The sequence below is a fragment of the Streptomyces sp. NPDC020958 genome (assembly GCF_055562175.1).
Genome location: NZ_JBVHFU010000031.1, coordinates 1 through 19,835, shown reverse-complemented (window position 1 = coordinate 19,835; position 19,835 = coordinate 1). Strand labels below are relative to the sequence as shown.

The window sequence follows — 19,835 nt, the reverse complement described above, 5'->3', positions numbered from 1 at the left end:
CCGTTGCCGACGCAGTCCCGCCCGGCCTACCTGACCCGCGTGAGTCTTCGACAGCTTCCTGGGAGCACGGTATGAAGGTCTGGACACGGTTGGTCGTCGGGGTTCTGCTGCTCTTCTTCGGCGTGGTGTGGAGCCTGCAGGGGTCCGGGGCGGTCGGCGGCAGCGGCATGTCGGGGCAGGCCCAGTGGCTGGTGATCGGGGTGTTCGTGGCCGTCGTCGGCGTGATCCTGCTCGTCGGCGGAGTCAGGAAGCTGCGGGCGGGGGAGAGGGCTTGACCGAGAACGCGGACCGCGATGATCGGCACCGGCCTCATCATGTGGTTCCCGCGGCTCACCCCGCTGTTCCTGCGAACGGGGGCGACGTTCGTCCACGACTGGCCGGCCCTGCTCATCGGTGCCCTGGTCTGCGGTCATATCTGGATGGCGTCCAACGACCCCAAGGCGCGCACCGGCCTGCGCACCGGTCTGATGTCCCGCTCCTGGGCCAGGCGCCATCACCTCCTGTGGGAAGCCGAACAGCCCGGCAGCGATCACCAGCCCCCGCCGGCCGCGCAGTCCGTCGGCGCAGCTGCCGAGAACGACTTCGGGCCCCTCGACTGAGAGGGGATCCGGTTGCCGGAGCGACAGGCCTGCTGCGGCGGACCGGTCGCGTCGACACGACGGCCAGGACCCGACCGACTTCCTCATCGCGTCCGTCCGATGCCGGTCGGGCCGACAGGCCGCCTGGTACACCCGGCGGCCTGACATGTGAATCGGTGCGGAGGCCGTCCTGACGTACTACGGCGACTTCTTCCGGCCCCACCGGGGAGACGAGTGGCGGGGCTCGCGCCCTCAGCCGGTGCCGACCTGGTGCGCGATGGTGTTGCTCGACTCTCCAGGTGTATGAGCCACTGCCGTCCGGGAGCCACGGGCACCTTGGCGTGCCAGGGCAGCTCAGAGAGCGTTTGCTCGCGCGCAGCGCGCCCGCCAAGTCGTTGGTCAGGCCGTCTCGTCGGTGGCTTCCGGCCCGATGCCCAGTTGTTCGACCGCCGAGGTCATGTGTCGGTGCAGGATCTCCTGGGCCGCTGCCGCGTCTCCGCGCGCGATCGCGTCGGCGATGGGGGAGTGGGAGGTCGCGGACATGGCCACGTCGCGGCGCTCGCCGGCGGCGCTCATGATGACCACGCGCATCGGCCCTTCCAGCTGTCGCCATGTTTTGAGAAGGATCGAGTTGCCGGAGAGTTCGCACAGCAGGAGGTGGAAGCCGAGGTCGGCCTCGACCTTCGCGGCCAGGTCCGCTCCTGACTCGAAGGCGTCGTGGAGCTTTTCCAGGGCCTCGCGCAGGTGTGACGGAGCATTGATCTTCAGGGGCTTGGTCGTTCGGGCCTGGTGTCTCGTCTTTGAGGGTGGGACTCGGGATGGCCGGAGCGGCTGCGTTCGGGCGTGATGTGCGTGGTCTGGTGCCGTGTTCGGTTTGCTTGTTCGGGCGTTTGGTCTGCGGTCCGGTAGTTGTGTGGGAATGATCTTGGGTTTTCGGTGGATGTCGTGGTGCGTCTATGGGCGGCTGCGTTCCCTGCGGGCTTCGGAGGTCGTTTTGGGTGGTCAGCGGTGTGTGTGGGTGAGGAAGACGTGGAGTGGGTCGTTCGCGTTGGGGGTCAGGCGGGTGAGGCCGAGTCGGCGGGCGATGAGGGTGAGGGCGTCGTTGGTGGTGCGATGTGGCCGGTTCGGCAGGGTGGCGAGTGCGCGGGCGAGGGCAACGGTTTCCGGGTAGATCACCAAGTCGCGGGTCAGGAGCGCAGGGGAGGCGCTGCCTGTACTGGTCAGGTGGAGGTTTGCCTCGCATAGCTGGTTGAGGCGGGTATGCCAGCGGTGGGTGAGGTGTTGCTGGTGGTCGTACCAGCGTGTGGTGATGGCGCGTGCTGCGGTCCAGGCGGTGGCGGCACGGGGGTGCCGTAGCAGGTGCTGGTGGGCGTGGTGCGCGGTGGCGAGTTCGGGCGCACCTTGGGTGTGGACGGTGGAGGCGAGTCGTGGGTCTGGAGTGGCTTGCTGGTGGCGCGGGCACACCAGCCCCTGCGGTGACGGATGAACCCAGGCGGTGTCGGTGATGCCGTGACTGCGGTGGCGGGTGCACAGGGTGCAGGCGCGGACGGGCTGCTGTGCGGCCTCGAGTCGCTTCCAGCGCGCGGCTGCCTCGGTGTCGTGGGCGTCGTAGCTTGGGGCGAGGTGGGGCAGGGCGCGCGTCAGGTGGGGGAGCGGGGCGCGGGCCAGGACGGCGAGGTGCTGGGCCGCGTTGTGGTTGAGGTGGAGTTCGGCCGTTGGAGGCGTGCCCTGGCGGTGGATGGTGATGTTGGCACCGTCGAGGAGCTGGGGCAGCGTCAGCTGGTAGGCATCGGCGAGGCGTTGGGTGTAGGAGGCGGTTGCTTCGCCGGGTAGTGGCCGTATGTGGAACACGCCCGGTGCGGCTGACGGGATCCGAAGCCATGCCCCCGAGACGGCGATGCGCTGTGCGGTGCCGGCCCCTGCTGTGGCACGGACCGTGACGTCTGTCCGGCTCACGAGGTGTTGGTGCTCCGGGGCCGGGTGCGGGGTCGGTAGTGCTGTTCGGCGAGGTGGTCCAGGCGGATCGCGTCGAGAGTGGTTTTGGTGATGCGTTCGGTGCCGTCGATGAGGGCGGTGATGGCGGCTTGGCGGATGAGGCGGGCGAGGCTGCCGATGCGGCCGGCGGTGCGCTCATGCAGGTAGGGGGCCAGTTCGGGGAGGGTTCCGGGCCGGTGGTGGCGCAGGTCGAGGGCGCCTTCCATGGCGTTGACGAGGTCACGGAAGGGCTCTTGGTCGCCGAGACGGGCGGGGAAGGCGGCACAGTCGATGAGGGAGGCGCGTCCGGCGAGCTGCGCTCCGCGCACTCCGGTGAACAGGGGTGTGGTGGTGACGTCGATGCCGGCGTAGACGAAGGTGGCGCCGATGCGTTCGGTGAGGTCTTTGATCAGGTCGGCGCTCTGGGCGCCGGTGGTGGTGCGGGGGTTGAGTCGGTGGATCTCGTCGATCATTACCAGCTGTACCCGGGCGGCGGTGTAGGTGTGGCAGACGGCGTTGGTGATCTGGGCCTGGGACATACCGGCGGCGACGGGGATGCCTAGGTAGCGGGCGAACTCGGTGGCCAGGGTCTTGGCGCTGGCGGCGGGCGGGACCAGGACGTAGGCGACGGGGACCTGTCCGGCTGTTGCTGTGGGGCCGTGGCGTCGGGTGTGGGCGAGGTGGCAGGCGCGTCCGACCTGGAGCAGGGCGGTGGTTTTCCCGGCGCCGGCGGGGCCGGTGACGATGAGGGACGGCCGTGCGGTGACGGTCTGGTGGCGGCCGAGGATCATCAGGGTGCGCACGTTCTTGGCGAGGGCGTCGATGGCCGGGGTGCGCACGGTGACGAACCGCGAGTGATAGGCCAGGCGGTCCTCCAGACTGCGGGGCGGTGCCTCAGGCGGGGGAGGGGCTGCCACGGGAGTGGTGGCGAAGGCTTGGAAACCGTCCCAGGTGGTGACCGACTGCGTCTGCGTCTCAGGGGCGTCGACGGTGTCTGCCGCGACGCCGGGAGGCCGGTCCGCTGCCGGCGAGGGCTCGCCGGCCGGTGCTTCGCCCGTGCCTGGCCAAGTGTTCACCATTGCTCGGCCTCTGCTTCGGCGTCCCACAGTCCGTATCCGCCTGCCTCGGCCGGCAGCGCGCCCGGTTCCTCCGGATCGCCTGTGCCCGGCTCGGCCGCCGGGTCGGTGTCGATGAGGTCGTCCAGGCTCTCGCTCCAGTCCGGTTCTGGGGCCGGTGCGGTTTCTGCTTCGAGCGGGCGCCGCTGGCCTGGCAGGTCGGGCAGCCGTACTGCCGTACCGCGGGCACGACGCCGTTTGCGGTGGTTGGCTTCGTTTTCTGTTCCGGCGGGACCGCGGGTGCGACGCAGCAACTGGTCGAGGGCGTCGGCGAGGTCGGCCTCATGCTGCTCGCGGTCCCCGCGTTGTTCGATCTCGGTCTGGATGTGGCGCCAGACGGCGTCGTTGAAGGGCTGGTGGACGTGGTCGCGGTGGATCCAGGGGATTTCGTGGAGCTGTCCGTCGGTGAGGCGGACGAAGATCTGGCGGGCGTCGTGGGGGTTGTGGTGGACCTCCCACTTGCCGTCTCTGGCCTCGACGGGGGAGCGCTGGCTGCGGTGGGGGTCGAGGAGGGGGTGGTTGTAGGTGCGGTAGTCGAGGCGGATGCCGCGTTCGGTGATGGGCTGCCAGCGCACGGGCAGCAGTTCGAGGTAGTCGGCCCCGGTCAGCGGCACCGGCACATATCCGCTGATGGTGATCAGCGCGGCCCACATCTGGTTCGGTGTGAGCGCGGTTTTGGGCAGGACGGGGTGGCGCAGTCCGTCGTGGGGCCGGTTCTGCCAGCCGCAGGTGATCCATTCGTCGAGGAAGTCCTGCAGCTGCGGGATCGTCCACCGCGTCTCGGCCTCCGTCGCCGAGCCGCGGCGCTGGGGGCTGGATCCGGTGTGGCCGGCGACGTGCTGGCAGAACAGGTCGTTGATCGCGCCGAAGGTGCGTTCCACTACGGCCTTGGCCTGCGGTCGCCGGGGAGGGGCGGGCTGCACGCTCACCCCGAGCGTTTCGCAGGCGGCGACGAAGCCCTGCGAGAGGTAGATCTTCCCGCGGTCGACGACGATCGTCTCGGGCACGATCACCGGGCGGGCGACCGCGCCGTCCAGCCGTTCGTCCAGTGACAGCATCCGCTGGTAGGGAATCTCGGCCTGTGACAGATGAAGAGACTTGGGCCAGGTGGGCCGGGCAGGATGCGGGACAGCCATCTCGGCCAGGAGCAGAGCGGCGTCGACGGCTTTGGTGCTGTGCGGGCGCAGGACGGCGGCCAGGATGGAGCGGGTGGCGACGTCGACGGCGATCGTCAGCTCCGGCCGGCCCAGGCTGCCGTCCTCCAGGACGGCCATGATGTCCAGGCGGGTGGTGTCGATCTGCACCTGTTCCCCGGGGCGCAGCACCACCGGCGACGCCGACGAGGCGCGGATGGGTGTGGTGGCCGTACGCGCCGGGCGGCCCAGACGATCGGCCGGGTCGGCCAGCACACTCACCAGCCGGTAGAACGTCGACCGTGACGGCATCTCCACCACGCCGCGCCCGTGCGTGTCCTCCAGGATCTGCCCGACCAGTACCTGCAGCCCCTTCACCGTCCCCTTCGACCGGCCCCGCTGGCGCCGCAGCGCCTCCAGCACCGCGGCCACGACCCGCTCGTCGGCATATCCCGTCGGATGACGGCCACGGGCCGGCACCGCACGCTTGTCGACCAGCCCCCACAACCCCTGCTTGCGGTAGGCGTGCCGCATCCGCTCCACCGTCGTACGCGTCACCCGGGCGAAGCCGAGCGCCGCCAGTTCCTGTGCCTTGGCCGCGTCCCGCTGCGCCAGCGTCCACCGCTCGGGGTCGTACTCCGGCCGCATCGTCTGTCCCTCGCGGCTGCCCTCAGGGCGCGGCCACCCGGTCTCCACCTCGCGGATATGGGGCAGCCAGGCCAGCGCCCGCTGCTGGGCCGCTAGTGGAACGGTCTCGAACAGCCCCCAATGCGGCACCGTCTCCGGTGCCCGCCCGCCCACCACTTCGAAGCCCGGATCGGCGAACAACCGCCCCAGCAGCAGGTTCGCTTCGGTGCCGTCCTCCTGGAGCAGGTAGACCTGCTGGCCCTGCAGGGCAGCGACCTGCCAGGTCTGCCCCCGGTGGACGACGTGTACGCCGACCTCCACCGCTGGCCGCCTTGGGCCCTGCTGACCGCCCATCGTGCTCACCCCTCATTCCGTCCTGCGGTACCCGCCGCCGGGATGCCGGCTCGCCCACCGCCGTCGCGGTGCGCGTACAGCAGTGCTCGCTCACTGAGGGGCTCGTCGAGCCGCGCCGCAAGCCATCCGGACCACACTGCGTGATAGACGGCCGGCAATACCTGCAGCGGATCACCCACCGATGCCGCTCCGTCGGCCAGCGGCCGGGGCTCGGCGAACGCTTCGGCCAGCGCGGACCGCAGCCTGGGCGGTCCCTGACAGCGGGGGTGGCGGTAGCCGGCCAGCCATTGCAGATTCGCCGTCACCACCGCCGGAGGTGGCTCGAGGCGCCGGTATGACCAGCCCACGCGCGTACACGCCGCCTCCAGGACCGCCCGCGCCCGCTGCGCCCTGTCTGCTCCGGCGGTCGGGCTTGAGGGGCAGTCAGCGAGCAGGCCGGTGCCGTCCGTGTACCGGGCGAAGAGCTGCGGGACCCACCCGCGTACGCGCCCGTCGGCCGGGTCCCGCCAGATGAGCCGCACCGGCCGGGCGGACAGTCCGGTCACCTCCGGGTCCCGGTCCAACATCATCAACTGGGTGCGCATCGTGGCGGAGCCGTGCACCACGTGCCGCCCCGTGGTGGCTGACCACCACCATCCGGGCCCCCACCGGCGTCCCGGCAGGACCGGGAACGCCGACACCGGCGCCAGTTCCTCAAAACGCACCGAACCGACCGCCTGGTCCCACGGCAGCTGGGTGACCTGGCCGGACAGTCCGGTGAAGGCCACCTCCACGGGCAGGCCGCGCTCCTGGCCGCCGGTACTGCTCCAGGCGCTGCCTGCGCCCTCACGTCCTTTCACCCTGCTACCGAAGTGGGGACCGGCTGTCAGGGGGACGCGAATCTGCCTGCTCTCACTCGAAAGGGCGATTCTCGGAGAAAATGCGGGACCGGCCCACGACGCCCATGGTGTCCAGCAGCGCCTGCTGATGAGGGTGGAGCCGGTCCCACAGGGTGGTCTGGTTGCGGCCCCAGCGTCGTAGCTCGGGTGGGATGGGCTGGCCTGTGGCGTGGGCGGCGCGGGCCCGGTGGTAGGCGCGTTGCCAGATGAAGGGCCAGGGTGGGTTCCACCACGGGTCGAGGACGGTGAGTTCTTGCAGGGTGCGGGCGGACAACTGGCCTGAGCGGGCTTTGCGGCGCTGCTGCACGAGCCAGCGCCCCAGGGGAAACCCGTCCTGGTGGATATGGATGGATACCGCCAGGTGCCCGTGCAGGGTGGCGTAGGCGCGTGCGTGGGGCAGGCCCTCACCCGGCGGGTAGTGGCGTGCCGTCGTGCGGGCCGGTGCGGGCACGGCGGCAGTCCCGTCGGTGCCGAGGGCGGCAAGGAGTTGTTGCTGGGCGGGGTGGAGGCTGTCCCACAGCTGTGCCTGTGTCCTGATCCAGCGGCGGTCGGTCCTGGTCAGGGTGTTGCTGTCGGTGGCGGCGCGGGCCCGGTGGTAGGCGCGCTGCCAGGCGAGGGGCCAGGGTGGGTTCCAGTGAGGGTCGAGGGCGTTGAGCGCGGTGATCCTGGCGGGCTCGATGCGCCCGTCGTCGGCGCGTTGGCGTTGGCGCAGGAGCCAGTTTCCTAAGGGGTGGCCGTTGTGGCGGGTGCGGTCGGTCACGGCCAGGTTCCCGTGCTCGGCCGCGTAGTTACGAGCCTGCGCCAGCCCGGTCTCTCCCAGGGCCGGACCGGTCAGGGAGGCCGTGACGGTGCGGGCGGTGGCGGCGGTGATACCGATGTCGGCGAGAAGGTTCTGCTGCTCGGGTTGCAGGACATCGTGCCGGGCGCACTGCCGGCGCAACCACACCGTCAGCGGAGCTTCATCCTCGTCCCGGTTGCCGGGCGGGTAGTGCTGGCCGGGCAGGAGCAGCCTGCCCTCCTGCCGCAGCGTGCGGGCCTGCTGGTAGTGGCGCTGCCACGGGAAGTGCCATGGCGGGTTCCACCAGGGGTCCAGCTCCGTCAGGCGCCGCCCGGGCGGCCACGTGGTTCCCGTGGCCCGCAAGTGGCGGCGCTCCTTGCTGCGTTGGGCCACCAGCCAGCGGCCCAGCGGATAATCGTCATGCACGTAGTCAGAGGGCACGGCCAAGTGCTGGTGTGCCGCGGCGAAGGAACGGGCGCTGGCCAAGCCGGCCGAGTCACCCAGCCGTGCCGCGGCCTGGCTGGCGGCCTTGGCCTCCTCCGCCGTCATGGGGACTTTGCCGGCTTCCTCAGCCGTGATGCCGATACCTGCCAGCAGGCATTGCTGATCACGCTGCAGACTCCCGTACACGGCGCACTGGTGCGACAACCACAGCGCGGACTCCGCTTCGAAGCCCGGAAAGCCACGCAGGACATCCAGCGCATGTCCGTCCTGCACCAGCCGACGGACCTGCGCGAAGGACCGCTGCCATGACAGCGGCCAGGGCGGATTCCACCACGGGTCGACGGCATCAAGCGCGCGGGAGCGCTCGGTGGGCCTTGCAGCCCGGTGCGCCTTGCTGCGCTGGGCCCCCAGCCAGGACCCCAGCGGATACCCCTCGTGCACTGCCCCTTTACCGGAGACCGCCAGGTGGCCGTGCTCGGCGGCATAGGCCCGGGCATGCGCCAACCCTGTCTCGAAACGTGCCCGCATGCTGGCCCGCCGCGGCTGAGCGGTACGGGCTGCTTCGGCCGTCACGCCGATGTCCGCCAACAGACGCTGCTGCTCAGGGTGAAGAGCGTCGTACTGGGTGCACTGCAGATACAGCCACTCACCGTTCAGCACAGCGGTCCCGGCAAACCCTGCGGCTGCATCCGGCCAACCGTCCACGGCGGCGTGATCGCGCGCCCGGTAGTACGAGCGCTTCCAAAACCGCGAGCACCCGGACACGCTCCGGCGACAACGCCCAGGCCCTGGTCTGCACATTGTGAAGCCATTCCCCAAGCCGGAAGGACCCCACCACGGTGTCCTTCTGGACAGCGAGGTTCCCGTGTTCGCGCACATACTGACCCGCATGCGCCAGGCCGGCCGTGAAGGACTCATCCGACTGCCGGTTAAGCCCCCGCCGTCTCTTGCCCGCCGCCTTCTGCCCACCGGCGCCGACGGACATCCGCGCGGCGAGCTCGTCAACCAGCGGGCGCAGGCGGTGCGCCGGAGCGACCGCCCACATCGCCTGCTCTCGGTGCCCGGTGCGACGCAGCGGCCGCACGCACTGATACGCCCACGCGAACAAAGGCCCCGACGTCTCATCCGCCAGCTGCTCTCCGTACCAGGGGCGCCCCATGCAGCGCGCAACCGCCGAAAGCAGCAGCGGCAGATCAGCCAGCCGAAACGGCACATGTCCCCGGGCGTCGGCGGTCAGGCGCTGCCGGAACCCGTCATCGGCCAGCAGCGTGGCGAGCGCGACCGTCTCCGGGTACGTCACCAGCTCCCGTGCCAGGACCCGCCACGCCTCCGGATCCATCCGTCCACTGCCCAAGCTCCGCAGCCGAGAAAGCCACACATGTTCTCGCGGCCACGCCTTCCACCACCACGAGGCGGTCACCGCTGCAGCTACCTCGAACGCCTCCACGGCCGCCGGGGAACGACGCAGCAACTTCGCATGATGACGGTGGGCCTGCACCCACTGCTCGCCGCCCGCCGGCAACCTCACCACCCGGCCGGGCGTGCCCGGCACCTGCATCAGCCACCGGCGGTGCAGCGCGCACACCCGCTGCTGCGGCTCCAGGTACAAGCGCGCGCCCTCGGCGCGCCCGGCTGACCGCGCAGCGCACTCAGGACACGCTGGCCCCCAGGACGCAACCTTCTCCGCGGTGTGATGAAACTGCGCTGCTGGGCCTGCGGCGAACCGCTTTCGTGGCTCCTCCTGTGCCCAGGCAGGCAGTGCCTGGCGCAAATGATCCTCCGGAACTCGGCACAGCTGGGACACCCGATCCCGGGCCTGCCGGTTCAGATACACCTCGCTGTCCGACCGCGTCTGGCCCGTGACGTTCGACAGCCCGCCCACCTCAGCGATTGCCGCCAGAAGATCCCTGGGCCCTACGCCATAGCGTGCAGCCACCCGGCTCAGGAACGACTGCGTCATCTCACCTTGCAGCGGTGCCACCCGCCACACCCCACCTGCCAGGAGCATCGGCCCCGCCTCCGACGGCGCCAGCTGCCGTTTCCTGCCGCCCATGCCCTGCCCGGTCCGTTGATCTGCAACTCCCATAACCGTCGGTCGGCCTCACTCGTTATGGGTCACCAGCCACGGCTTGGCGGGGAAGCAGACGCGGGGCTCTTACGCCCAACTCCCGCAGTGCGTCCTTCTGAGGGTCAACCGTGAACCTCCAACCACCGTTTACGGTATCCGTACGTGTTTGGTACGCGATATGTGCGCTTCACGCTAGGGTTGGGGCAGGAGGTGTGCATGTCCGAGCTGTTCGATGCGGTCGATGCGCTCATTGCGTCCCGTTCCCCGTTGCCGCCCCCGGCGGAGCGCAGGCGGCTGCGCCAGGCGCACGGGCTGACGCTGGACGAGGTGGCCGCCGCACTGCAGGTGCGGCGTGCGACGGTCGGCGGCTGGGAGGCCGGCAAGACCGAGCCGCGGCCGCCGGAGCGCGACGCCTACGCTCGCATGCTCAAGCAGCTCGCCCAGCTCTACCCCGCAGGCGCTCCGGTGCCCCCTGAGGGCACGGCGATCCCCGACAGGCCTGCCGTTCCGGCCGCTCCTGCGCCATCGGCCGCCGAACCGGCTCAGGCCCGCACCACACCCACAGTCCCGGCTGCGGAGCCCGCGAACACCGCACTCCGCTCCGCCCCTGCCGCTGTACCGCGCCCGGCGTTCACGACCAGGCCGACGTCGCGCCGTCCGGCCGCGAAGAGGGCCGTCCCCGCAGGCGCCCCGGTGGGCAGCACCGATCCGCGGTTCGAGAACGGTCCGCTTGCAGTCGTCGATGTTGCCGACGGCCAGGTGCTGGCGTACTGCGTCGGCGGCCTGGTCCTGGACGTACCGGCGAAGTCGATCCCGGCCCTGGTGGAGTGGACGCTGCGCGAAGGGCGGCTCGGTCAGCCGAAGTTGTCCGGGCCGGGCAAGGATGCCGACCCACTGATCGTGCTGACCGGGGCCGCGTGCGAGTACTACGGCCTGCCCGTCACGCTCACCAAGGAGGAGCGCCTGGCCGGGCGGATCCCGGAGGGCCATAAGGTCATCAAGCAGCTGACGCGCGCCGACTGGCAGCTGACGAAGCGCGGGTTCGGGCCGTGGGCGAGGATCTACCGCCCCGCGCAGGGCGCGGAGCGATCCTGCGTGCAGTTGTGCATTCCGTCGTGGGACGCGCTGGACACCCGGCACTGGGCTGACGCGGGGCAGTTGCCGCCGGCGGACCTGGCCCGGCTGCTGGGTGCGTATGCGGCCCGCGTGATGACGCCGCGCGGATCGACCGCCGTGACCGGCCTCGAGCTGATGACCGCGCTGCATCCGCCGACCCGCGCCTCCGAACCGGACGCGACGGGTAAGCGGCACTCCGAGCACAACCCCGGCTCGCTGGGGAAGGATCCGGTGGACTGCGCGCCGTGCGAGGCTCCCGACGGGCACCCGCTCCTTGCCGATCTGCCGCGTTTCCACCAGCGCACCCCGGCGGAGGTCCTGGTGGAGGAGGCGTACGACTGGGCACGCCCGCTCACCGACGCCGAATGCCTTCGCCCCCACCTGGTGGGCATCGACGTGAACATGGCCTTCGCCGCAGGCGCGAACGGCCTCACCGTCGGCCTGGGTGCGCCGACGCACGTCAAGAACCCCGTCTTCGATCCGAAACTGCCCGGCTCCTGGCTGGTCGACCTCTCCCACGTCGACGTGTCCCGCGTGAAGGTAGCCAAGGACAAATGGGCGCAGCTGGACGGCGAGCTGCTGCCCAGCCCGTTCACGCCGAAGGGCGAGCACCCGACGGGGCCGGCCTGGTACGCCACGCCGACCGTGGCGTACGCGGTGGAGCTCGGCTACGAGGCGCGCCCGATCGAGGCGTACGTCCGCCACGACAACGGCCGCTACCTGGACGCCTGGTACAACCGGCTGCGCGATGCCTACCTCGCCACGATGGCCGACCTCGGGGTGGGTGCCGACCTGCCCCCGGAAGAGTTCCTGAAGGCGATGGACGGCTACCGGCAGCGTGACCCTCAGCTGGCGGTCGTGGTGTCCGCGGTCAAGGCGACCGTGAAGGGCGGCATCGGCAAGCTGCGCGAGCGCCCGCGCGGGGAGGGCTGGAAGCCCGGGCAGCCGTGGCGGGCCCTTGCCCGGCCGACGTGGCGCCCGGACATCCGCGCGGCCGTCATCTCCCGGACCCGGATCAACATGCACCGCAAGATCGTCAAGCACGCCGCCTTCACCGGGCAGTACCCGGTCGCGATCCTGTCGGACTGCGCCGTCTACGCCTCCGACGGGCCCTCCCCGCTGGACTTCTTGCCCTACCGGGACGGCAAGCCGCTGCCGGGCGGCTTCAAGCTCGGCGTGAACCCCGGGCTGGTGAAGTGGGAGGGCACCCAGAGCGTGCTGTGGGGCGAGGGCGTGCGCGAGCAGTTCAACGCCCCGGAGCTCAACCTCGCCCGGTACATCAAGGACGGCACCGTCACCGACGTCGACAACGGGGAGTAGCAGGCGATGAGTGTGTTCGGGGACGGTCTGGACGCCGCGGTGCAGAAGGCGTTCACCCGCCCGGCGCCCAAGAGCGCGCCCGCGCAGATGCGCTACCTGGTCAAGCAGCTCAAGAGCACCAAGGCGGTCGCCCAGATGCTGCGCATCTCCCAGCGCACTGTCGAACGGTACCTCAAAGACCAGATCAAAAAGCCGCGCCCGGACCTCGCCGCCCGCCTGGAGAACGAGGTGAAGAAGCGCTGGCAGCCGCAGATCCGCGCCAAGGCACGGCAGAAGGCGGCGACCACCGACGGCATCGTCATCGACACCCGCGCCCGGATCGGCTACACCGCGCCGATCGGAACGACGGACGAAGACCGCCTCCGGCACTTGACTGTCGCGCTGCCGCCCCGCTACGCCGCCCGCCTCTTCAACGCCCAGGAGCAAGGCGCCACCGACCAGGAGCTCCAGCAGATCGCCGCCGAAGCGCTCAAGGAGGTGTACTTCCAGGACAACGGCCGCCGCGCCGGCCAGCTGGAGGAGGTCCGCTTCACCGACATTGAGCACCTTGAGTTCGACCTCTGACTCACCGTCGCCTGAAAGTCCGGGGCAGGTTGCGTGACCACGGCGTACGGGTGTGGGCGGGGTGCTGACATCCCCCGTTGCTGCCGCTTTCGCCCATGTCCCTTGGCTGGAGTGAGGGAGAAAGGACTGGCGGCGTGGCCGCATCCGGGTCTCGGGACGTGCTCGCCTGGGTTGCACGTCGGCGGGCCGCCGCGCCGACCGCCAGGAGTGCGACGGGCTCGGTTCCGGAAATGTGTGGTGACGGCCGGGTGCGCCCGTTTAGCGTGATCTGGCTGACGATCGTCGGCAGCATGTGGTGAACACACTGGAGTACGGATGGCTTTGCCCGCACGGCTCACCGCCGCCCTGGGACGACACCCCGACGAACTCGCCGAGGACGATCTGCAGCGCGCGGTCGACAGCCAGATACCCGAGGGCGTCGACCTCGACTGGAAGAAGGACTTCTACCAGGGCACCGACGCGGGCAAGAAGGAACTCGCCAAGGACGTGTGTGCCATGGCCAACACCGCCGGCGGCATGGTCGTCATCGGCGTGGATGACGGCAAGCAGGATCACGCACACGCCCTGGCCCCTGTCGAGCTGGTCCAGGGCCGGGGGGAGGAGTGGATCCGCTCGGTGCTCGCGAACTGGGTCCAGCCCGTCGTACCCAACGTGGGCGTCCGAGTCGTGAAGTCCGCCGCCCAAGAGGGCAAGATCTACTGGCTGCTCACTGTGCCCCCGAGCACCCAGGCCCCGCACGCTGTCGCGGCTCCGGGCAACGACTACAACTTCCGCGTGCACGTTCGGAACGGCACCACGACCCGCACCCTCGCCGAGTCCGAGATCGCCCAGCGGTATCGCGACCGTTTCAAGGCTGCCTCGGACGACGTCGATCGCCTGCACGAGGTCGTCGAGGCAGGCCTGCGCTACCTGGGCAGCCACGTCATCAAAGAGTTGCCCAACGGCGGCAAGCTCTCGGATCACTACCCGGTGTGGGTGAGCCTGGCAGCGGTGCCGGCCGTCCGCGGCAACTACCCGCTCACCACGCAGGCGGAGCGAAACGCTGCCTTCAGCCGCTTCTGCATGCTCGCCGGCGAGGCAGTGACCACCAACATGCAGCCGGACCATCCCATCCTGGTCGGCCGTCGCCAGCTTCGCTTCGAGGGAAATCCGACCGGCCAGCTCCACCAGGACGGCTCCTTCTACGCGGCCCTGCCGCTCTATGTCCAGAGCGATCGGCGCGCGCCCGAGGGGCCCATGCTGCTGCACCAGCGCGGACTGGAACTTGAACTGGTGGCCCAAGTCCAGGCGGCGGCAGCCTGGGCGGCGGCAGCCGGATCGAGCGGCGACCTCATGCTTTCCGCGGCGCTTCTCAGCTACGTCGGCAGCGATGTACCCCTGCGCCTTGTCGTGGGGGATGCACTGCTCCATCACGGCCCAGTCAGCCCCGTGCCGGCAATGCCCGCTCAGACAACGGCTGACCTTACGGCCATTACGACCGACAAGCACGAGGCCGTCATCGCGGCGTACACCCTCGTCTCGGACCTGCTGGCCGATATGGGAGCCCACCAGCCCGAACTGCTGAGCCCCCAAGGAGACATCGCAGTGCAGAAACTTGGCGCAGACTGGCGCCCCAAGCTCACCGGCTGGGAGTAAAGGAGCGAAGCCTCGGGCAGCCACACCCGGGGCTTCGGCATACGTGCACATGCCCCTCCCCTGGACGAGATGGTCATGTCTCCGGGCCCGTGCCGGCCCCGGGCGGTAGGACCTGGATGTCACTGGGCGGGGTGATGATGGCGGGATGGTTGACGAGCGGGCGGCGGCGAAGTGGTACCGCAACGAGGAACAATGGGCACGGCAAGTCGCTGCCTCGTGGTTGGGCCACCCGGCGGTTCGCGAGGCGGTCGAAGCCGCTGCCCCGACGGCTGCTGAGATCGTGGCGCCGCTGGCGCGCCACATGATCTCCCAGGTGGAGATCACGCGTTTCTGCTGGCGGGTGTGCGGCATCGCGCCCTCCTTCCCGGACGGCAGTGAAGGTCCGAACCCGTTCGACCCGGCCGCGCCGGGCGCGTGGCCGCTGACGGACGCGGAACGGGAGCGGGCGGGTTACATCGCTGCGGCTTTCCACCGGCTGGTCCAGGTCGTCGTGCAGGTACTCGACCGCGCTGAGGTGCATGTGGACGCGCCCTGGGGATCCGATCAAGCCGTGATCGCTGTGCTCCTTCTGCTGGTGTCGGACGGCTACGCGGTGGCCTGGGGCGATGCCCGGTTGTTGGCCGATCAGTTGCAGCCGCCGGGCGTCTCCGCGATCACACTGGACGGACGCTCGACTTCCGCACGCGACGGCCGATCGGAGGAGATGGCGCGCAATGCCGACCGGATCCGCAAGCTGGTTCGTGAACGGGTCGGTGGCCGCGATCTCCGCCGTCCCTACGCCGCGGCCAACGGTCGGCGCGCCCAGCCGCGGCCGACGGTGATCCGTCGGCAGGTGCTGAAGGAGATCATCGACGACACTCCCAGGGTGACGGTCGAGCTGTTGCGTAGGACGTGGGGCAATTCGGAGGAGAAGGTCGGCGGGCGGCTGCGCTGCGAGCTGACCCGCCGTCTGGCTGACGAAGGCTTCCCGGCGCCGGACAAGCCTTCGAAGAGCACCCTGTCCAACGACCTCCGGACGCTGAAGGCGCGCCCAGACTGACCCGGCCAGAAGAAAAAGTCCGGGCGAATGCGCGCGCGTCTTCGCCTGGACTCGGGAACCGGCAGCCTCCCAACGTCAGCACCACGACGGACTTTTGTGGAGGACCGCGTGATTCCCGACCGCACCAACCCGGCCGCCCCTCCGGCCGCGCAGACCCCCGAGTCACCAGGGCAGCAGCGCCGACGGGGTTGGCCCGACCCTGCCTCGCCGGTCGGCGCTGTCATCTACGCCTTCCTGGGCGGCATGGCCTTCTGGCTGGTCATGGACGTAGTGGTGCGGCACGTCCACATCTACTGGCGATGACCAGACGCAACGACCGGCGGTGGGCACGATGGTGACGGTCGCCATGGTCACCTCCTTCATGCCCACTCCACGCCCAGTTCCCGCAGCGCGGTCAGCTGGTCCGGGGCGAGCTTGTCGCGCCTCGATTTGGTGTTCGAGACCCACACGCCCAGTTTCACGACTACCGGCTCCGTCTCGCCGTCGACCACGATCTGTTCGCTGTGCCCGCGCGGTACAGGCCGGTGGGCGCCTTCCCGTTCTACCCACTGCGCGAGGGCCGCAAGTCCGCGCTGGAACGCCTGCTGCGCCTTGCTCGGACCCTTCGCCGCACGCCCGGCCGCCGGGGCGGCAGGCGGCGCCTCAAGCGGCCTCACGCCCAGCTGGGACAGCCGCTCCTGCTGCTCGCTGGACAGCTGCGCCCACGTACCTGGCTGCCTCTGCCGCTCCAGCCACCGCCCGATGTCGTCGCCCTCGAACAGCACGCCCGGCTCGATGGCCGGCAGGACGCCGTCGGCGTCGACCAGGTCCGCGAGCACCCGGTAGTGCCGCTGCCAGTCCAGCGGCCACGGGCAGTCCCAGTCCGGGTCGATGGCCGTCAGCTGCTGCGCGCGCTCCGCAGCCCGGTCCGGGTCCTTCCCGAGACCGTCCTTGCGGCGGAGGTTGGCCATGTGCTGGCCGACCGGCACCATCGCGTCGCCCTCGCCCCAGACCGTGTCCTGGCGAGGGGCGAGGTGCCCGGTGGCCTGCCGGTACGAGCGCAGCGCGGCGAGCTTGTTCTCCCATGCTTCCTCGCCTGGCTCCCACACCATGCCGGCTTCTGGCGCGTCTAGCAGCTCCTTGCGCCGCTCCTCCAGCTCACCGGCCCGTAGCGCCTTTCGCTGCTGGTGGACCCATCGCCCAAGCGGAAACGCCTTCGTTGCCCCGACTTCGACCTCGACGTCGTAGGGCACGGCGTGGACGCCGGTGATCTCGTTCTCCTTCCGCCAGCGCAGCAGGGCTTGGTAGCCCTCCAGCCACACCAGGGACTCCGGCCGGTAGACCCGGGTGCGCAGGAACGCGGCGATGGTTGCCGCGTCGCGGGGAGAGGAGAAGTGGAGCAGGGCGGACTCGGCAGCGGCGTCGGTGTCGTCCTGCTCCTGGTCCTCGCCGTCGCCTTTTCCGCCGACCCCGACGATCTGCCCGTCCTCATCGCGCTGGAGGTGGACCTTGCGCTTGCCGCTGGTGAGGGCGCGGGAGGCGAGCTGCTCGACCAGACGCTCATCATGCGAGCGCAGGCCCTGAAGGACCGCTACAAGGGGGCGGAACGAGGCGCTGGCGACCATGTCGGTCGGGTCCTCGTTGGGCTCCAGGAACACCGGCACGATGATCCTGGCCACCTTCGTGCTGCCGTCCTTGTTGAGCCTCAGCGCCCGGCCGATGTTCTGCACGATCTCCACCTGCGAGCCGCGGGTGTCCGCGAAGCAGATCGCTTCCACTCCCCGCTCGCCGGTGATGTCCACGCCCTCCCCGAGCACGCGAACGCTGGCGAGGAAGGCGCGGTGCACCCGGCGCCCGGCGGCGTCGATGCCGTTGGCGAACTGCCTGATGACCTCGCGCCGCTCGGTCACGAGGTGGTCGCCGCACAGCCATGCCGACCACACCCGGTCTGGCGGGACGTGGCGGCCTGCCTCGAGCTCGTAGAACTCCGCGTCGATGGAGGACTTCGGCAGCTTGTTGGCGGCGGCCAGATCTTCGTCGGTGGCGTCGTTGACGTATAGCTCGGCTGCCGTCTCGGGCAGCTTCTCCGCGAACGCAGCGGCCTCCTCCACCTTCTGGTGGAACGTCATGACCGTGCGCAGATTCCATGCGGCGGCGTGCTCCAGGAGCGCGGTCTGCAGGAGCGCCAGGCGCCGGCCCCGCCGCGCCTCCTCCGACTCCCCGAGGACCGGCGAAGGGTCGCGGATCTCCAGCACGTCGATCTCAAACCCGGCGAGAATTTCGCGCTCGATCGCCTCGCTCAGACCGAGCTCTGCGAGCCACGCACCGTACGTGCCGTTCGGGTCATCGGCCATGGTCGCAATCTCCGCCTCCTGGCCGTCCGCGCCCTTCTGCGGGCGGGCCGCGGCGAGGATGCGCGGGGTCGCGGTCAGGTAGAGCCGGAAGTCCGCCGGGATGCGGGCGTTGTCGTGGATCGCCGCCCACGGACGACCAAGATCACCAGCGGTGCCGTGCGCCTCATCCACGATGGCGAGGTCGAAGCCCGCCATGCGCTGGCCGTACAGGCGGTCTCCGCCTGCCAGAGCGGCCTCCAGCGGCCCGCGAACCTTCCGCTGGCCCTCGGGTGCGTCGATGTCCTCGCGGTCCACCAGGGAGGCGTATGTGGCGAACACGACGACCGGCCCGGACCTGGCCCACAGGGCGAGCTGGATCGGGTTGGTGGTGGTCCGCACGCCCAGCTCTTTCAGCACCGGGTCGTTCTCCAGCGAGCACACCGCGACCATCGGCGCCCGGTGGCCGACCAGCCGCCACGCCTGGGCGGTCTGCGCGAGCAGGTCCAGGGTGGGCACCGTCACGAGGATCCGGCCGTTCGCGAAGCTCTCCAGCGCGCACGCGGCGGCCGTGATCGTCTTGCCCGAGCCGGTCGCTGACACGATCGTTCCCCGGGCCCCCTGCGGGGGCACAGATGACCTTGCAGGGAATCCCACCCACCTGCGAAACGCGGAGCGCTGATCGACCTGGTGTTCCTTGAGCTGAATCGCTGACATTCCTTGCCTCCCCGAGCGCTGAATTCCTGTGGTCTTTCAGAGGGCCGCGTGCGGAATGCAGGCCGCGCCCAAGTCGTTCCAGATCAACGCATCCGCCTTGTGCCAGCCGCCCGGCTTTCCGTCCCTGAACGGCGGCTTGTCGTTCGGGTCGTAGTGCCCGGCATCGAGCGTGCAGACCACGACATCCCGGTCCGCGTTCCGCGTCCGCGCGGTGCACAGACCGCCGGCCTCACTCAGCACCTCCAGCACCCGGCGCCGTGCCGTGGTGTGCGGATGGGTGCCCGGCAGCACGGCCTCCCGGACGAACCGCTCCAGCCGCACCAGGTCCGCCCGCTCACGCTGCCTCACGTCCGCGATATGTACGGCCAGTTCAGCGGCCCCGGCCGACCGGCCGCCGCGCCGCGACCACTCCCGGTCCGCGATGCCCACCAGGGACTCGCTCACGGCCGTCACACCGTCATCCCAGCCGTCCGAGAACACCGCGCCCCGAGAGGCCGGCGCCATGCCGCCCAGCTCCACCACCTGGCAGTGCGCCCCAGCGACCGCACCGGCCTCCAGCGCGGCCACCAGGTCGTCCGCCTCGCTCGCGGGCACGCCGTGCGCCTCCAGGAGCGCGAACACCTTCAACCGGGCGTTCACGCCCGCCGTCTGGTACTGCGTCACCCGGCGCACAGAATCGCTGCTCAGCGCGGGATCGGGTCCGGTAGATTCGTGGTGACCGGTCATCTGCGGTCGTTCCTCTCGGAATTCCGGGGAGGTTCCCGGGCGGTTGAGGGGTGTCCCGTGTTTCCACCAACGGTACATGCTGTGTCAACTTGATGCACGCGGTACACTAGAACCCACACGAACGAGCGACCCCCCCCCTTCGCAGCCAGCCCGGCCCACGCCAGCGGGCCCCAAGGTTCTGGAGGCGCAGCCGGAAGGACCGTCAGGCGGGGGAGCGCAGCGGACCCGCCCAGGAGTGCGGAGCACTCACCAACTCTCTTACTAGAAGGCCCCACTAGCCGCACCTGACACCCCGCCAGTCACGGCCGCGCGATGCGCGGCCCGCCGGGCGCGCAGCGACCGGCCCCACCGGCTCCTGGAGCGCAGCGGAGGGGGCCGCCCGCGCACCGCGCGGGCCAGCGGGAGCGCAGCGACCGCCCCGCTTGCACATCGCGCAGCGATGTGGTACCCGCTCCGCGGG

At 70.3% G+C, this 19,835-nt stretch carries 16 protein-coding genes; 7 read left to right on the top strand and 9 right to left on the bottom strand.

Going from position 1 to position 19,835, the window contains the following annotated elements; genetic code table 11:
* The first annotated feature begins 71 nt into the window (after window positions 1-71).
* Both ACZ3KP_RS40490 and ACZ3KP_RS40485 read left to right on the top strand, forming a co-directional pair.
* Window positions 72-275: a hypothetical protein gene (locus tag ACZ3KP_RS40490; protein WP_351993997.1), complete on the top strand. Its 204-nt coding sequence runs from the start codon at window positions 72-74 to the stop codon at window positions 273-275.
* A gap of 18 nt (window positions 276-293) precedes the next feature.
* The gene (locus ACZ3KP_RS40485) at window positions 294-599 is read left to right on the top strand and encodes a hypothetical protein (RefSeq protein WP_467506085.1); all 306 of its coding nucleotides are present in this window, start codon (window positions 294-296) and stop codon (window positions 597-599) included.
* Window positions 600-977: 378 nt separating this feature from the next.
* Here ACZ3KP_RS40485 and ACZ3KP_RS40480 read toward each other — a convergent pair whose 3' ends face one another.
* The 7 genes from ACZ3KP_RS40480 to ACZ3KP_RS40450 form a co-directional block, all read right to left on the bottom strand.
* Window positions 978-1,322, bottom strand: a complete 345-nt coding sequence (locus ACZ3KP_RS40480; protein ID WP_467506107.1) for an FCD domain-containing protein — start codon at window positions 1,320-1,322, stop codon at window positions 978-980.
* Window positions 1,323-1,580: 258 nt separating this feature from the next.
* Window positions 1,581-2,534: a TniQ family protein gene (locus tag ACZ3KP_RS40475; RefSeq protein WP_362267795.1), complete on the bottom strand. Its 954-nt coding sequence runs from the start codon at window positions 2,532-2,534 to the stop codon at window positions 1,581-1,583.
* Window positions 2,531-3,631 (bottom strand): TniB family NTP-binding protein, encoded by a 1,101-nt coding sequence (locus ACZ3KP_RS40470; RefSeq protein ID WP_467506084.1) that lies wholly within the window; start codon window positions 3,629-3,631, stop codon window positions 2,531-2,533. Before ACZ3KP_RS40470 ends, ACZ3KP_RS40475 begins: the two co-directional genes overlap by 4 nt.
* The gene (locus tag ACZ3KP_RS40465; protein ID WP_467506105.1) at window positions 3,625-5,781 is read right to left on the bottom strand and encodes a transposase; all 2,157 of its coding nucleotides are present in this window, start codon (window positions 5,779-5,781) and stop codon (window positions 3,625-3,627) included. Before ACZ3KP_RS40465 ends, ACZ3KP_RS40470 begins: the two co-directional genes overlap by 7 nt.
* A gap of 5 nt (window positions 5,782-5,786) precedes the next feature.
* A complete protein-coding gene (locus ACZ3KP_RS40460; RefSeq protein ID WP_467506103.1) occupies window positions 5,787-6,560 on the bottom strand; it encodes a TnsA-like heteromeric transposase endonuclease subunit in 774 nt (257 codons plus the stop codon).
* A 112-nt stretch (window positions 6,561-6,672) separates the two neighbouring features.
* Window positions 6,673-8,541 carry a helicase associated domain-containing protein gene (locus ACZ3KP_RS40455; RefSeq protein WP_467506083.1) on the bottom strand — a complete coding sequence of 623 codons (1,869 nt, stop codon included), beginning with the start codon at window positions 8,539-8,541 and terminating at the stop codon, window positions 6,673-6,675.
* Window positions 8,528-9,889 (bottom strand): TniQ family protein, encoded by a 1,362-nt coding sequence (locus ACZ3KP_RS40450; protein ID WP_467506081.1) that lies wholly within the window; start codon window positions 9,887-9,889, stop codon window positions 8,528-8,530. Before ACZ3KP_RS40450 ends, ACZ3KP_RS40455 begins: the two co-directional genes overlap by 14 nt.
* A 276-nt stretch (window positions 9,890-10,165) precedes the next feature.
* Between ACZ3KP_RS40450 and tap the strand changes: the two genes are divergently transcribed.
* The 5 genes from tap (at window position 10,166) to ACZ3KP_RS40425 (ending at window position 15,926) form a co-directional block, all read left to right on the top strand.
* On the top strand, window positions 10,166-12,385 hold the full coding sequence (gene tap / locus ACZ3KP_RS40445; RefSeq protein WP_467506080.1) for a telomere-associated protein Tap: 2,220 nt from the start codon (window positions 10,166-10,168) through the stop codon (window positions 12,383-12,385).
* A 6-nt stretch (window positions 12,386-12,391) separates the two neighbouring features.
* On the top strand, window positions 12,392-12,949 hold the full coding sequence (gene tpg / locus ACZ3KP_RS40440) for a telomere-protecting terminal protein Tpg (protein ID WP_362267789.1): 558 nt from the start codon (window positions 12,392-12,394) through the stop codon (window positions 12,947-12,949).
* A 315-nt stretch (window positions 12,950-13,264) separates the two neighbouring features.
* Window positions 13,265-14,584 carry an AlbA family DNA-binding domain-containing protein gene (locus ACZ3KP_RS40435; RefSeq protein WP_467506078.1) on the top strand — a complete coding sequence of 440 codons (1,320 nt, stop codon included), beginning with the start codon at window positions 13,265-13,267 and terminating at the stop codon, window positions 14,582-14,584.
* 145 nt (window positions 14,585-14,729) lie between these two features.
* Window positions 14,730-15,623, top strand: a complete 894-nt coding sequence (locus ACZ3KP_RS40430) for a hypothetical protein (protein WP_467506076.1) — start codon at window positions 14,730-14,732, stop codon at window positions 15,621-15,623.
* A gap of 108 nt (window positions 15,624-15,731) precedes the next feature.
* Complete coding sequence (locus tag ACZ3KP_RS40425) at window positions 15,732-15,926, top strand: hypothetical protein (RefSeq protein WP_362267785.1); 195 nt, start codon at window positions 15,732-15,734, stop codon at window positions 15,924-15,926.
* Between the two features lie 56 nt (window positions 15,927-15,982).
* On the opposite strand, the gene ACZ3KP_RS40420 is transcribed toward ACZ3KP_RS40425, so the two are convergent.
* Window positions 15,983-18,649, bottom strand: a complete 2,667-nt coding sequence (locus tag ACZ3KP_RS40420) for a helicase associated domain-containing protein (protein WP_467506074.1) — start codon at window positions 18,647-18,649, stop codon at window positions 15,983-15,985.
* Window positions 18,650-18,685: 36 nt separating this feature from the next.
* Complete coding sequence (locus ACZ3KP_RS40415; RefSeq protein ID WP_467506073.1) at window positions 18,686-19,312, bottom strand: hypothetical protein; 627 nt, start codon at window positions 19,310-19,312, stop codon at window positions 18,686-18,688.
* Between the last annotated feature and the right edge of the window lie 523 nt (window positions 19,313-19,835).

Coding starts and splice junctions, on each gene's coding strand:
- ACZ3KP_RS40420 (WP_467506074.1), bottom strand. CDS start 18,649: ATGTCAGCGATTCAGCTCAAGGAACACCAGGTCGATCAGCGCTCCGCG.
- ACZ3KP_RS40435 (WP_467506078.1), top strand. CDS start 13,265: ATGGCTTTGCCCGCACGGCTCACCGCCGCCCTGGGACGACACCCCGAC.
- ACZ3KP_RS40450 (WP_467506081.1), bottom strand. CDS start 9,889: ATGCTCCTGGCAGGTGGGGTGTGGCGGGTGGCACCGCTGCAAGGTGAG.
- tpg (WP_362267789.1), top strand. CDS start 12,392: ATGAGTGTGTTCGGGGACGGTCTGGACGCCGCGGTGCAGAAGGCGTTC.
- tap (WP_467506080.1), top strand. CDS start 10,166: ATGTCCGAGCTGTTCGATGCGGTCGATGCGCTCATTGCGTCCCGTTCC.
- ACZ3KP_RS40430 (WP_467506076.1), top strand. CDS start 14,730: ATGGTTGACGAGCGGGCGGCGGCGAAGTGGTACCGCAACGAGGAACAA.
- ACZ3KP_RS40485 (WP_467506085.1), top strand. CDS start 294: ATGATCGGCACCGGCCTCATCATGTGGTTCCCGCGGCTCACCCCGCTG.
- ACZ3KP_RS40490 (WP_351993997.1), top strand. CDS start 72: ATGAAGGTCTGGACACGGTTGGTCGTCGGGGTTCTGCTGCTCTTCTTC.
- ACZ3KP_RS40465 (WP_467506105.1), bottom strand. CDS start 5,781: ATGGGCGGTCAGCAGGGCCCAAGGCGGCCAGCGGTGGAGGTCGGCGTA.
- ACZ3KP_RS40470 (WP_467506084.1), bottom strand. CDS start 3,631: ATGGTGAACACTTGGCCAGGCACGGGCGAAGCACCGGCCGGCGAGCCC.